The organism is Parapedobacter luteus (assembly GCF_900168055.1).
GTDB lineage: Bacteria > Bacteroidota > Bacteroidia > Sphingobacteriales > Sphingobacteriaceae > Parapedobacter > Parapedobacter luteus.
Map to the genome: position 1 here is coordinate 1 of NZ_FUYS01000021.1, position 13,964 is coordinate 13,964.

General features: G+C 48.4%; 10 protein-coding genes and 1 pseudogene. 4 read left to right on the forward strand and 7 right to left on the reverse strand.

What is annotated here, in order from left to right; translation table 11 throughout:
- On the forward strand, nt 1-249 hold a 249-nt coding region (locus tag B5X72_RS20255), incomplete at its 5' end, for an ATP-binding protein (protein ID WP_176146283.1).
- A 462-nt stretch (nt 250-711) separates the two neighbouring features.
- Here the strand turns inward: B5X72_RS20255 and B5X72_RS20265 are convergent.
- The 4 genes and pseudogenes from B5X72_RS20265 to B5X72_RS20280 form a co-directional block, all read right to left on the reverse strand.
- Nucleotides 712-1,110, reverse strand: a pseudogene (locus B5X72_RS20265) (transposase); the annotation flags it as partial.
- A 511-nt stretch (nt 1,111-1,621) separates the two neighbouring features.
- Nucleotides 1,622-2,191, reverse strand: coding sequence for an RloB family protein (locus B5X72_RS20270; protein ID WP_176146284.1), 570 nt, complete (start codon nt 2,189-2,191; stop codon nt 1,622-1,624).
- Nucleotides 2,192-2,201: 10 nt separating this feature from the next.
- Entirely contained in the window at nt 2,202-3,506 is a 1,305-nt protein-coding gene (locus B5X72_RS20275) for an AAA family ATPase (protein ID WP_176146285.1), read from the reverse strand.
- A gap of 785 nt (nt 3,507-4,291) precedes the next feature.
- Nucleotides 4,292-4,645: a hypothetical protein gene (locus tag B5X72_RS20280; RefSeq protein WP_079718767.1), complete on the reverse strand. Its 354-nt coding sequence runs from the start codon at nt 4,643-4,645 to the stop codon at nt 4,292-4,294.
- Between the two features lie 309 nt (nt 4,646-4,954).
- Between B5X72_RS20280 and B5X72_RS20285 the strand changes: the two genes are divergently transcribed.
- The 3 genes from B5X72_RS20285 to B5X72_RS20300 all read left to right on the forward strand — a co-directional run bounded on the left by B5X72_RS20285 (nt 4,955) and on the right by B5X72_RS20300 (nt 6,965).
- Nucleotides 4,955-5,410 carry a helix-turn-helix domain-containing protein gene (locus B5X72_RS20285; protein WP_079718773.1) on the forward strand — a complete coding sequence of 152 codons (456 nt, stop codon included), beginning with the start codon at nt 4,955-4,957 and terminating at the stop codon, nt 5,408-5,410.
- The gene (locus B5X72_RS20290) at nt 5,400-5,963 is read left to right on the forward strand and encodes a PIN domain-containing protein (RefSeq protein ID WP_079718768.1); all 564 of its coding nucleotides are present in this window, start codon (nt 5,400-5,402) and stop codon (nt 5,961-5,963) included. The genes B5X72_RS20285 and B5X72_RS20290 overlap by 11 nt, the downstream gene beginning before the upstream one ends.
- Nucleotides 5,964-6,398: 435 nt before the next feature.
- Entirely contained in the window at nt 6,399-6,965 is a 567-nt protein-coding gene (locus B5X72_RS20300) for an ORF6N domain-containing protein (RefSeq protein WP_079718770.1), read from the forward strand.
- A 716-nt stretch (nt 6,966-7,681) separates the two neighbouring features.
- Here the strand turns inward: B5X72_RS20300 and B5X72_RS20305 are convergent.
- From B5X72_RS20305 to B5X72_RS20315, 3 genes are all read right to left on the reverse strand, one after another.
- A complete protein-coding gene (locus B5X72_RS20305) occupies nt 7,682-10,624 on the reverse strand; it encodes a DNA polymerase III subunit alpha (RefSeq protein ID WP_200120390.1) in 2,943 nt (980 codons plus the stop codon).
- Nucleotides 10,605-11,801, reverse strand: a complete 1,197-nt coding sequence (gene dinB / locus B5X72_RS20310) for a DNA polymerase IV (protein ID WP_079718771.1) — start codon at nt 11,799-11,801, stop codon at nt 10,605-10,607. The genes B5X72_RS20305 and dinB overlap by 20 nt, the downstream gene beginning before the upstream one ends.
- 996 nt (nt 11,802-12,797) lie before the next feature.
- Nucleotides 12,798-13,897, reverse strand: a protein-coding gene (locus B5X72_RS20315; RefSeq protein WP_139378560.1) for an IS3 family transposase whose coding sequence is annotated in 2 segments (ribosomal slippage) — nt 12,798-13,645 and nt 13,645-13,897 — 1,101 coding nt in all. Because the reading frame shifts where the segments join, the coding sequence is not laid out codon by codon here.
- Nucleotides 13,898-13,964: the final 67 nt, after the last annotated feature.

Consider the following 13,964-nt stretch of genomic DNA (forward strand, 5'->3'; position numbering starts at 1 on the left):
AAAACCGATTTGCTCATCCTGGATGACTTCGGGCTGGTCCATCTGGACCAGCAGCAACGGCTGGACTTGATGGAGATCATGGAGGACCGACACGCCAAAGCTTCAACCATCATCGCATCACAGCTGCCCGTGGCAAACTGGTACGACGTGTTCGGTGACGACACCATTGCCGACGCTGTGCTGGACCGTGTGGTTCACTCATCGCACAGGATTGAATTGAAAGGTGAAAGTATGAGAAAAAAGAAGTAAAATTGTCAGGTCATTGGGAAACACTCAACCCAGGACCTATCGGAGGGGGTCAGTATGCCCGTTACGGGGGTCAGCATCGACGTTATATCCAACACCCTAGGTGAAGGGAAAAAAGCTATACACAACGCACACAAAACTCCACATGCAAGGATCAGCATATTGGGGGATGCCATTTTAAATTGGGTTGCGTCAATATTATCCCATTTTGTCATGTACCTTAAAAAGAACAACAAAAGGCAAAGCTTGAAAACTTCTGACAGCAAACTCACCAGTGTGTGGTCCTCAATGAATGAAAACACCAGCTTAGCAACAAAATGGCAGACAAAAATGAGTACAACCAATACAATCGACTGCATTATATTGGGAAATGAGTAGTAGGAATCGTTCATCTTGATGGGGTATAAGGGAGTGTAAAACATAGTTCGTGTCAGGGGTTGAGCAGCGGCCCCGCGGGGCCGCTGCTCAACCCCTGTTGCTCAAGGCAAATCTAACCATTCTCCCGGGAAACCAAATGGCCAATTTTTGCGCCCAATTTGCCAACGGCATCGTCCATTTCTTTTTGATGTTCCGATGGGCCAGGTAAACCAGCTTCAACAGGGCCATATCCGAGGTGAATGCACCTTTTGTCTTGGTTACCTTGCGCACCTGACGGTGAAACCCCTCGATGGTATTGGTCGTGTAAATCAATCTGCGAATGGGCGCGTCATACCGGAAATACGCCGTCAGCCTGTCCCAATTGCGAAGCCAGGATTCGATTACCTTTTCATATTTACCACCCCACTTTGCCTCCAGATCGTCCATATAAAGTTCCGCCTGACCCAGCGTGTCAGCCCGGTAGACCGGCTTGAGGTCTTGATCAAACCACCCGATCCTGAAGATGAATCAAATAAGTTTACCCCAAGCTTGCTAAGAGCTTTACTAACCACCAAGAAAAGACGTGATTGTCATAGAGGACTTGGGACACGTGTTCAACCCCAAGGTACGCCAGAAAGGAAAAGTGCTGTTACGGTTTCCCGTACTATTTTTTGGTTTTGCGAAACAAAAGTCTTTACTTCGCGTTTAAATTCTTGAAAACACTTTGTCCTGCCCTTCCGGGTACGGATGATTCAAATTTCAGAGGGCTAAGTGTGTCCAGCACTTAGCTCTTACTTTTTGTATCACCTCCTGTCTCTTTATTGTCTCTGCATCATATCGATTTACTTACGTTCTAAATTAATTAGTACAAATATCTGACATTTAGTCCCACTGAGGTAGCAATTGTTATCCACAGGTGTAGAATTATTCACATCCATCAAAACACATTCACAAACCATCATTTAATAAGTTCGCTATTAACAACTTACAGATTTGTTTATATTTCTAATTATTAACATTAACCACCGTGTTCTGCCTTTAGACCATCAAAATACCGCACCAATGCCGGAATCGTAAAATGCGGATTCTGCATATACACCGGCGTTCCGGCTTCCTGATTTTTCACCAACACATCTGCCCGCTTAATAGCTACTTTCAATTTGTCACGCAATTCTTCAAAAGCTTTGGACTTGGTCTTGTGGTATTCCGGCCAAAACTTCCGGAGGTATTTAATCGCCTCATCGGCATTTTGAAACGCCCGCCCACAATTCTCATAATGCAGAATGAGCCAATGCTCAAAACAAATGGCCGTGAAAGCGATATGATATTGCTCTTTTTTCACCAACTCAAAAACCCGCTGTAAATGCGGACTGTTGTCATGATCAAAAAACAACCAAACCGCATCGTAGGGATTTCGCTCCTTTTTAGCTTTTCTTGCACGCTTGACGGCTTCGTTAGCCAAGTGCCACGGATCATTCTTATTACTAAAATCGATTTCAATCGCAACTGATCGCTGCAACGGTTTGGGCAGCTCCGCCCGGAGTGCCTTGGCGTATAGGCTCTCGGTTACGCCTTCGCAGAGTATCAATATGCGTTTGTTAACCTTCCTCACTATCGCCCTCCTGCATAGCGATTAAGAAATCCGAATCGTCGATGACCGGCGTAGCGCCAAAACGGCCAGATACGTACCATTTATCTAGCGGCGTGTTGAGCCTTATACCCCCGATATCGGAAGCACGGAACAACTCAGTAGCACCATATTCGTCTTTCTGTGTGAACCATATCTGGTCCCTACGGAAATTATCATTTGAAAGTTGCGTCACGTCATGCGTTGCGAAAACTAATTGGGCGTTTTTTGGATTGGTGATGTCGTTATGAAATAATTTGATTAGATACTCGGTGATTACAGGGTGTAGGTTCTTTTCGAATTCATCTACGATAAGCAACTTACCCTCCTCTAACGCGTCTAATACAATACCTCCTATAACGAAAAGGCTCCTAGTTCCGGTGGACTCAATTTCGACATCAAACTTTTCAAAACCCACTTCTTTACCATCATGAAAGACCGGATGTCGCGTTTTTATATCATATTTGTATTCATCCTGTATTTGCTTTTTGACCTCTTCGGAAATACTCCCCGGAAACTCATACTTACTCCAATCCACTTCCTCTGCCGTAACCTGTTGTATACCGGTATCCAATGCACAAATTAACGCATTGAACCGTTTGGAAAAAGTGGATTGCCCATCTTCGGCTAATCGCCTGGCATAAAGCCTGGCAACGCTGCTTTCGTGCCTATCGGCCATGAAGGGATAGACGGTTAGTTCATTAGCGAAAAATTGGTATGCTGGCAGCAGCATCTCCACATTGTTTTCCGCTGCCTTTGAAAGGAGCAACTGATTTGGGCCCAGTAGTCGATCGAGCACCTTTTTCGGCCCCCTGTAGTAATCCCCAAATTTGGTTTCTTGTTCGGCTTTCCGGGTAAAGAGAAGTGTCCGGGAACTGTGGGGATAATAGTAAAGCTCTTCCAGTTCGATTCTTTTCTTGTTGTATGATACTGTATAATCGTATCGGATATCTTCGGATGCAAAGGATATCTCCAGCGTAATCGGAGCATCTATACATGACTTATCCAACCGGTGCGGCTCATACGGAGCTAAACCTTCTTCCGGCTTAAATCCGGAGGACCGATTAACAAGATAATCTAACGCCCTAAACGCATATAGAAAACCACTTTTTCCCGAAGCATTTGGACCATATATAACTGCAGACTTGAGCAACCGCTTATTCGTGGGAGCTCCAAAAAAATTGGAATCCAATCCTTTCAAGCCTGTCTTAACCATATCCAGCGCCATCCGTTCTTTTATTGACCTGAAATTCGTAACTGCAAATGATATTAACATGTCTTCATCTTTATACATACAAAGGTAGAAAATAAAAATAAAAATAGGAAATAAAATAGTTATTTGCATTTTTTATGCAAATCTAACACGAATATCCATTACTTAGCCGTTATAAGGAAGTTATCCGAGGACTTTTGTAAAAGTGATTGATGCGCACGATTTCTCGAATATTAGAGCACCAGGCCATAATTTGTTATCTAAGTATATTTTTAAGTTGCCTCACTATACGGATGAAAGGCCTATAATTGATATGAGTAAACAAACAATACTTGTAACGTTGCTCGCTTCGCATCTTAGCCAACCTTATACTAATGCAAATAAGGTAAGCCCTTAAAAGCAAAGCCCCGAAACGGGGAGAATCGGGGCTTGCTAACTAACCAATTATAAACCTAAATTATGAAAAGACAAATCTTACTAACTGACTATATAACGCACCCCGGCCCCGCTTTGTTACAGCGGGATTGTTAAGATATGTTAAAAAAACAATAACGTGATAAAAAGAAACCCGTTACCTGAAAGATAACGGGAATCCGCCCCAATGGGATTAGGGGCTATCAACCTAAACCTAGGACGAAGATAAGAATTATCTCACTAAATTTGATTGAATTAGTCACGACTTAATCTGACAGTTTTTTGAACCCCTGACTGTCAGATCAAGTAGTGGCTATTATATGTAAGCAATTTCAGGATGTTACCAAACCGTACTCGTTACCATCCATAACACCTACATCACTCTTTCAGCTTAAATCAGGTTTAAGGGATGGTACTCTGCCAAGTCAACACCATTAACTCGCTCTGTCATCGGCGAAAATTTCCAGCAATTGATTCTCCTCATATTCCAGCGATATTCCAGAATCCATAAACACTCTAGAAACATTTTCCCGACTATCCCCGAAAGTATCCAGTCCTTCCATCGTATTTTTTATATCCTCCTCACTAAGAAATTCTCTTAAAAGCTTAAATGTCTCGAGTAGATTTTGTTTTTGCTCCTCCAAACTCTCGCTTCTTTCCGCTGTGACCAAACCGAGTTCGCTCTGATAAGTCTGTATTACTGATCTATCATCTAAAAACTCTATCGGCCCTAAGCCTCTAAGCGGCAAAAATTCCCAAAATGACGATTGCTTGTTAGTGTTATCCATAACACAAAATAACAACAGAATGGTCTTTTTTCCAAAATAGCCACCAAGGTATAATTGTAATCTCCTATATAACTAAATTTTTTCGTTAACCATCAGATGGCGTTAACTGCAGAGCACACTTACCACCCTAAAATTACCTCGTTCTAATCAATTAAAATGTCTCGCTAAAGTTATTTCTGGAGAAACATAACTTCGTTATTCCTAGACTTCCCTGAATCAGCTATGATCGAAACTGAAAACACTTGTATTTCTTTTATTTTGTTTGTTTCGAATATTTCGTTTATATTTGCATACAATAAAAATGAAGACATGGAATACTTAGCAGATATCGAAAGACCTAACAAAGCAGAACAACTGGCAGCAATGCAATCTTACGGTACGCTTGCTGCTACTTTGGAAAGGCTCCGTACGGAAAATCCTGAAATCGAAATCGAAGAAACTGCCGAAAAGATAAAGGTACCATTGAAAGCACTTAAATTGCTGGCCGAGATTCTCAAAGCCACCAGCCAGGGAAAATCTGTCTCCTTGGTACCCATTGCTACAGAAATGACCACACAGGCGGCAGCCGAATTGCTGGGATGTTCCCGGCCCCACCTGGTCAAATTGCTCGAAGAGGGCCAAATACCCTTCACAATGATAGGTAGGCACAGAAGGGTGCGGTTTGAAGACGTGATGGGATACAAGAGGGAATCGCAAAAGAAAAGGGAAGATTTGCTGACGGAAATGATGAAGTCTGACGAAGAACTCGGCCTCTATGGTGCATAGTGTGCGGTTTACATGCGTGCTTGATACCAATGTGATTTACCCAATAGAAATCAGGGATCTCTTGTTTTGGTTTGCGCACTTTGAATTGTTTACGCCCAAATGGAGCAAGCATATTTTCGACGAATGGGAAGAGGTAATGGCGAGGAAAGGAATAAGTGAACAGGAAGCAAAAAGAAGATCTAACATTGCCAACCAGGCGTTTCCTGACGCACTTGTAACCAACTATGAATCGTTGATAAGCACCATTGATCTGCCGGACGAAAAAGATCGCCATGTATTAGCGGCAGCCATTAAAGTAAATGCCAATATTATCGTAACCAACAACCTAAAAGACTTTCCAAAGGACTATCTGGCGTCATTCGGCTTAACGGCAAGGTCTGCTGATGATTTCCTTGCTGATATCGTAGATTTAAACCACGATCGAGCAGTGGAAGCCTTCAGGCGCATGGTGGTAAATAGGAGAAATCCGGCTATGGATGAATACCGGGTATTGGAAAACCTTAGAAAAAACGGTTTGAAAAACACAGCGGATTATCTTCACTCGCTATTATAAATAGGCAGCTCCGTGCTTCACAAAGCATTCAACTTGCTTTCCAAATAATTGCTCGATGGAAATTGTATCCGGCAAATGGCCGGGGTTGAAAAACTCGATACAATTGTCAAAGATTTTTACCGATGAATCACCGCTATTCATGTAATCACGATGAACCACCATGTTAGTCACGATTTCGCGCAGCGCCGGCATCGTGATGACGCAGGGACTAGAGAGTTAAAATTAACCAAGATCGATAGTATTGGCACTTCATTGGTATATCGCTGAGCTGGTCGAGCTTCTCGAAATTATTATCACTTAAAATCAAAAAAGTAAAATTTTTAGCATTTTTTATCTATATTATTGGACGTCAAAAACTAAACACCTATACTTACCTCAAGTAGACTATCCATCTTGAGGTCACAATTTGTGACCTCAAGGCTAAACGACCAACTTATGACAAAAACCGAACTAGATAACGACGAGATAGTGATAGCTACTGAATCTGTAATGAATCAAATTTTCAACATCAGAGGACAGAAAGTGATGTTGGATTTTCATCTTGCTGCATTGTACGAAGTGGAAAATCGCATACTCAAACAAGCAGTGAAAAGGAAACAAAACAGGTTCCCGGATGATTTTATGTTTCAGCTTACCAAGGATGAATGGCAGGAGCTTATCACAATTTGTGATAACCTACCTGAAGGAGTCAAATTCAGTCCTGCCACCCCCTTTGCCTTTACCGAGCAGGGAGTGGCTATGCTGTCCAGTATTCTGAATAGCGAAAGGGCGGTAGCTGTCAACATTCAAATCATGCGTGTTTTTACCCGTATCAGGCAAATGCTTACCGACAATACGGAGCTACGCTTGGAAATAGAAAAAATAAAACGCTCACTGGATAACCAAAATAAAAACATCGAACTAGTATTTCAGTACCTTGATGAATTGAACGATAAAATCAAACGGCCGCCGTTACTGCCGGACAGGGAGATGGTGGGATATAAGATCGGGGGAAAGGAATAATGAGTTAAGGATGAAATATAAAGAAAAGGAAAAAGTCTATTTCCCAATCAAGCAATGCTTTCTGCACAATTTTCAAAACGTTATATGCCACTTTAGGACAACACAATTGACCAAGATGAAAAAAGTACTTATGAAGACGACGGTCGTTTAGGAGAAATCACATTTTTCCCATCGACCGCAAGAGAAATAAATGACAGCATTGTTCCACAACCAAAGCCAAATGATGGTGATGACATTCTATACTTTTTTGAAAATGGACAGTTAATAAGAATCCATTGTAAAGAAATTAAGTTGATTGTAAACTTGGGCAGAGGCGTAAACCTGACTATCACAAAAGACGAAGCTTTGGTTCTGTTTGAATTTTTAACAAGATTTAATGAAACAGAACGCCCAGACATTTTTGAAGACCAATCCGAACAGAAAACTTTTTGGATTTAGAAGGGCAATTGAAAAAGCAATTAGCGGAACCTTTTCGACCAGATTATAAAGAGATTAAAAGCTTGAAATAACGCAAAACTCCGAGGAGTTAAGAGACTTAGCTAAAAGCAAAGCAACGCCAGTGGCCGGATATTACTATTTCTCCAATACACGCCTTCACGTGCGGATGACATTTTCAACGATCAGGGATATTGAGCTATACAAAATAGAGGACATCGAATTAGCAGAACCAATCAAATGGAAGCCAGCAGAGCTGATTGGCGAAACAGAACAAAGCATCATTCACTCCGTGGATCATTCTTCAGCGGCATCCTGCCGCAGCGAGTCACTTCCAGCGAGGGGCAGCCGAACTCAACGACGACCCGGCCCTCGATGAGGTACAGCCCCGCGCCGCGCAGGGCATAGCGCTGCAGCGTCTGCGGGAAGTGCACCGTATCGAAGAACGCCCCTTCGGCATCGAAGAAAGTGCCGAACTTCATGAAGTCGCCGCGCTTGGTCTTGACGGTCTTCTCGGCCACGAAATCGCCCACCATGCGCACCGTTTTGCCCTCGTGCTGCAGGAGATCGGCCGCCATGACGTCGCCGCGGTAGTCGCTCCGGGCCAGGTCAAACAGGCTGCCCGATACGGCAAAGCCGATGAGCTCCATCTCGTCGTAGAGGTCCTCCACCGGTGAGGTCTCCAGCGGGGGCAGGACGGGCTTGGTGCTGAACGACTCGAACAATGCCGGGCCGGCCGCCCGGGCCGCGCGCTTATCGGACGACAGCAGCAGGTGGGCTTCCCACAGCAGCTCTTTCTTGCCCGTACCGGTGAAACGCAGCGCACCCGTACGGATGAGGATGACGAGCTGCTCCAGCATGGCGCCGGTGCGCCGGGTGAAATTCTCCAGGCCGGTGTAGTCGCCATTCCGCTGCCGCTCTTCGGGGATGGTGCGGGCCAGCCGTTCCTCCAGATTGAGGAGGCAGTCGAAGCCGAGGTGGATGTCGCTGCCGCAGATGGTGGCCTGGTAGCCGCTGCTGTTTACGCAGGGCAGGTGAACCTTCGCCCCTGCCCTTTTGGCCTCGTTGACGTACACCTTGCGGTTGTAGAAGCCGCCGTAGTTGTTGAGCACGGCCACCATGAACTCCTTGGGGAAATAGGTTTTGAGGTAAAGACTCTGGTAACTCTCCACGGCGAAGCTGGCCGAGTGGGCCTTGTTGAAGCTGTAGCCGGCGAAGCTTTCCATCTGCCGCCAGATTTCGCGGCTGACCTGCTCGTCGTAGCCGCGCGCCCGGCAGTTGCTGAAAAACTTATCCTCGATCTCAACAAGGTGGTCGCGGCTGCGGTACTTGCCGCTCATCATGCGCCTTAAGACGTCAGCATCGGCCATATCGAGCCCGCCGTAGGCGTTGGCGATTTTCATCACGTCTTCCTGGTACACCATCACGCCATAGGTTTCCGCCAGCTGCTCCCGGAACACGGGGTGCGGGTAGGTGACCGTGGCGGGGTCGTGGTGGCGGCGGATGTACTCAGCCATCATGCCGCTGCTGGCCACGCCGGGCCGGATGATGGACGAGGCGGCCACCAGCGTGAGGTAATCGTCGCACCGCAGCTTGGTGAGCAGCTGCCGCATGGCGGGGCTCTCGATGTAGAAGCAGCCGATGGTGTTGGCGCTGCGCAGCTGGGCGGCGATCCGCGGGTCGGTGAAGAACCGTTTGGGGTTGTCGGTGCTGATGGTCTCGCCGCGGTTCTGCTGCACGATCTCGCGGCAGTCCTTGATGTGGCCGATGCCCCGCTGGCTGAGGATGTCGAACTTCTCGAAACCGATATCTTCGGCCACGTACATGTCGAACTGCATGGTGGGCAGCCCCTTGGGCGGGTAGTCCAAGGCCGAATAGTGGGTGAGCGGCAGCTCGGAAATGAGCACGCCGCTGGCGTGGATGGTGCGCTGGTTGGGGAAGTCGGCCATGCGGTTGTATACCGACAGGATGGTGTTGGTGACCTCGTTCTTGTTGAGCAGGTGTTCGGGCTCGTTGACAAGCCTATCGATATCGCCCTTGGGCAGGCCGTACACCTTGCCCAGCTCGCGCAGGATGCTGCGGCTGCGGAACGTGCCCATGGCACCCATCAGGGCGGTGTGGCCCGACTGGTAGCGGTTGAAGATGTAGTCGTACATCTCGTCGCGCTCGTTCCAGCTGAAGTCGATATCGAAATCGGGAGGCGACTGCCGCTTGGGGTTGAGGAAGCGCTCGAAGGGCAGGTGCAGCGCGATGGGATCGACATCGGTGATGCCTAGGCAATAGGCCACAGCGCTATTGGCGCCGCTGCCCCGCCCTACGTAGTGGAAATCGCGGCCGCGGGCGTACCGGCAGATATCATCCGTGATGAGGAAGTAGCTGAAAAAATTGAGCTGCTCGATGATTTCCAGCTCGCGCGCTACGCGTGCATGGGCTTCCCTGTCGTTTTTTCCGTACCGGCGGGCCAGGCCGTCGTTGGTGTACTTGATGAGCAGCTGCCGGTCGTTGTAGCGGTTGCCGGTGAAGGTCTGCTTGTTTTTCATCGTACGGAAGTCGAACTCGAAGCTGCACTGCCCCAGCAGCCGGTTGGTATTGCGGATGAGCTGCGGAAAATCGCGGTACAGCGCCATGAGCTGCGTACGGGGAATGAACACCTCGTCTTCCGGGGCGACCATCTGCGGCTCCAGCTGCGAATAGAGCAGGTTGTGGTCGATGGCGCGCAGCTGCCGGTGCAGCTTGTAATCCTGCGGGGCGAAGGTGACGGGTGCGAGGATGACATACCGCTCCAGGTGGGCGGCGGGCTCCATGCGGATGCGGTTGCGCTCCTGCGTGCGGATGCCGATGTATTCGTTATCGCGGAGGTCTGCGGGTGGCACCGCCCCGTAGGGGTACACGACGAAGGTATCGCCGAGTTCGGGAGGCCGCGTGGGCAGCGGCCTTCCATCGCGGTTGTGACGTGTACGGAATTCGTTGAGCGCACGGAAGCCGTCGTTGCTGCGCGCTATGCCGATGTACAGCAGCGCGTCGCCGTTGCGGAATTCCATCCCCGCCAAGGCGGACAGTCCGGCGGCGCGGGCCTTTCTCAGGAAATCCAGCGACCCGGTGGTGGTGTTGATGTCGGTGAGCACGGCGGTGTCGTATCCGTGGTGCATCATGCCGTGGATGAGGTCATCCAGCGAGAGCGTGCCGTACCGGAGCGAATAGTAACTATGGACGTTGAGCAGCACGGCGCCCTCCTTTCGTCGGTTTGGCCGGCATCCCGTCGGGAAGGCAGATGCCCTTGACGATGGCCTCCGTGCCATAGCGCAGCCGGATGCGGTCCATCGCCTGCATGAGGCTCACCTCTTCGAGCGTATCGTTGAACAGGTCTACCTGGTAGGCACCGTGGATGAGGTGCGAGAACCTGACCCCGATGAGCCGGATGAGCATGCGGCGGCTGTAAAGCTTTTTGAACAGCTCGCCCACCCTGGCGGTAAGCGTGCGGTCGGAATTGGTGTACGGGATGCGCAGCTGCTGGGTGTGGGTGTCGAAATTGCTATACCGTATCTTGAGGGTGACGCAGCCGGTGAGCTTCTTTTCGCACCGCAGCTCGAACGCGAGGGCATCGACCATGCCGGCGAGCACCCGCCGCAGCATATCCACGTCGATGGTGTCCTGCTGGAAGGTGGTCTCTTTGCTCATGGACTTCTGCTCGCGGAAGGGCACCACGGGTGCATCGTCCAGCCCGTTGGCCTTGCGCCAGATGGTGACGCCGTTTTCGCCGAGCACACGCCGCATGGTGGACGCTTCCATTTGCTGCACCGTGCCGATGCGGTGGATGCCCATGTTGCGCAGTAGCGTATAGGACTTTTCGCCCACCATGGGTATTTTGCGGATGGACAGCGGGGCGAGGAAGGGCCGCTCGGCACCGCCCTGCACTTCCCTTTCGCCGCAGGGCTTGGCCTCGCCGGTGGCAATCTTGCTCACCGTTTTGTTGACCGACAGGCCGAACGAGATGGGCAGCCCGGTTTCTTTGATGATGCGTTGCCGCAATTCCTGTGTCCATTTCCAGCAGCCGAAGTAGCGGTCCATGCCGGTGATATCGAGGTAGTGCTCGTCGATGCTGTCCTTCTCGACCACCGGGGTGACCTCCTCGATGATTTCGGTGACGATGCCCGAGTACTGGCTGTACAGGTCGTGGTCGCCCCGCACCACCACCGCCTCGGGGCACAGCCGCAGGGCCAGCCGCATGGGCATGGCGCTGTGGATGCCGAACCGCCGGGCCTCGTAACTGCACGAAGCCACTACCCCCCTATCGCTGCCGCCCCCTATCAACACCGGCCTGCCCACCAAGCTGCTGTTCAGCAGCCGCTCCACTGATACGAAGAACGTATCCAGATCGCAATGTACCACGTGACGCCCCATTCTTATCGCTGTATTACTAATTATTTTAGTTTGCAATATTCGTTATATCTGTTTGTATTAGCAAGTGAAGGGCGGTCTTTGGCGGGGTAACACATTGGCTTACTGCGAATAAAAAGGATCAGTATAAAAAGGTGGTATTGCTGGACCAGTGGTGTGAGATGCTTAGTACTGACAGGCGTGTACGCGACGTCGATCCTGTGCCGGAAGTGATAAAAAAAGAAACCCGTTACCTCGTAAGATAACGGGAATCCGCCCCAATGGGATTAGGGGCTATCAACCTAAACCTAGGACGAAGATAAGAATTACCTCGCTAACCTCAAAACTCATCCGACCATTTCCGCCCAATTAGCGCCATACGACGGCTTCCAAGCCATTACGGTAAACCGTAATGTAACATCATTAAAAAATCACAACCTTTGGATTGGCGTTTGGTTGCATGCAATACGACTATTTTAAAAATTGGCTAATGAGCCATCGGCATTATTGATTTAGGGAAATAGCAGGCGCGTAGCCACTCCCCTATTTAAAGTTTGGATTTTATTATATTAGTTTTTAATTTTAACGAAACCAATAGTGCAGCCTGGGCCTGAAGTAAGTGGATTTTTTGGTTAAAAAGTGACAACAGATAAATATTGGTTTGGACATGCGCATTCTGGATTATTGGGCAATTATGGTTATTCAAAACACGCATTGCGCATTTTTGATAACCGTAACGTGTTAAACAATATAAACTCGCAATATAGAAAATAACCCAACACACTGATTAACAACCTATACAAAATAAGACTAAACAGGGAGAATTGCGTGTATTTACTAGTTATAGGCTATTTTTAAAACGACACCGAAACAATGAAACTTTACACAGGAAATTATTTTGACTCATTTGCCGACAAAACAAGAAATAACATTGTAAATGAGATAAACTTGTCGGCTTCCCCCAATTAAGACTGCGTAATTTTACAAAATTCTCATCAAATTAACCTAAACCTAACTGCCCTAACACGCCTGTTTATCGCCTTCAAAAGCCGAAAGAGTAGCATATTCCGTTGGCGACATATTACCCAGGCTGTCGTGCGGTCTGTGATTGTTGTAGTCATCCATCCATTGCCAGGTAATTTCCCTCACTTCATCCAGGGTGTCAAACAGGTAACAGTCCAGCACATTATCGCGGTAGGTCCCGTTCAATCTTTCCACAAAACCGTTCTGCGTGGGCTTGCCGGGCTGAATGTAGATAAACTCAATGCCGTTGACCATACTCCATTCCGTTAAAAGCTGGGATATGAACTCCGGGCCGTTGTCCATCCTGATTTTCCCCGGCTTACCCCTGCGTTTGATCAGGTGGTTCAATACCCAGACGACCCGGGAACTGCGCAGGGAATAGTCCACTTCGATATGCAGCGCTTCCCTGTTGAAATCATCCATTACGTTGAAAGAACGGAACCGTCGGCCATTGCTTAGTGCGTCGCTCATAAAGTCCATAGACCAGGTGTCGTTGGGCGATATGGGTTTAACAAGCGGCTGCTTTATCCTTTGCGGCAACCGCCGCTTTGCTTTCCTCCTGATGTTCAGTCCAATGAGCCTGTATACCCGGTGGACGCGCTTGTGGTTCCAGCAATGGCCCTCCCGGCGTAATCTCCTGAACGCTTTCCAGAAACCTTCACGCGGGAAATCCTCCGCTTTCTGACGTAGGGCTGATTCCACATCGCTATCGTCACGTATACTGTTATAATAGTAACACGTCTTGCTCAATCCCAACACCCGGCACGCCCTGCTGATGCCTTTCCCTGACTCCATCAATTCCTGGGCAATCTGTTTTTTCTGGCAGGGCTTCAAAGCTTTTTTGCAATCACTTCCCTGGCCGCCTCTAAATCCAGGGCAAGCTCTGCATACATACGCTTAAGCTTACGGTTTTCTTCCTCAAGTTCTTTCACACGTTTCAGCTCGCTGCCGTCAAGCCCGCCGTATCGCTGCCGCCATTTGTAAAATGAGGCGGCACTAACACCATGTTCTCGCGTGAGTTCCTGAACGCTTTTTCCTGCCTCGAACTCCTTAAGGATCCTGCTGATCTGCTCCGGTTTGAATCGTTTCCCTTTCATAATACACCGTTAAAGTTATCAATCATTTTTCTATTCTCTAACAGTCTTTTTTTCAGGGAAGCTTACA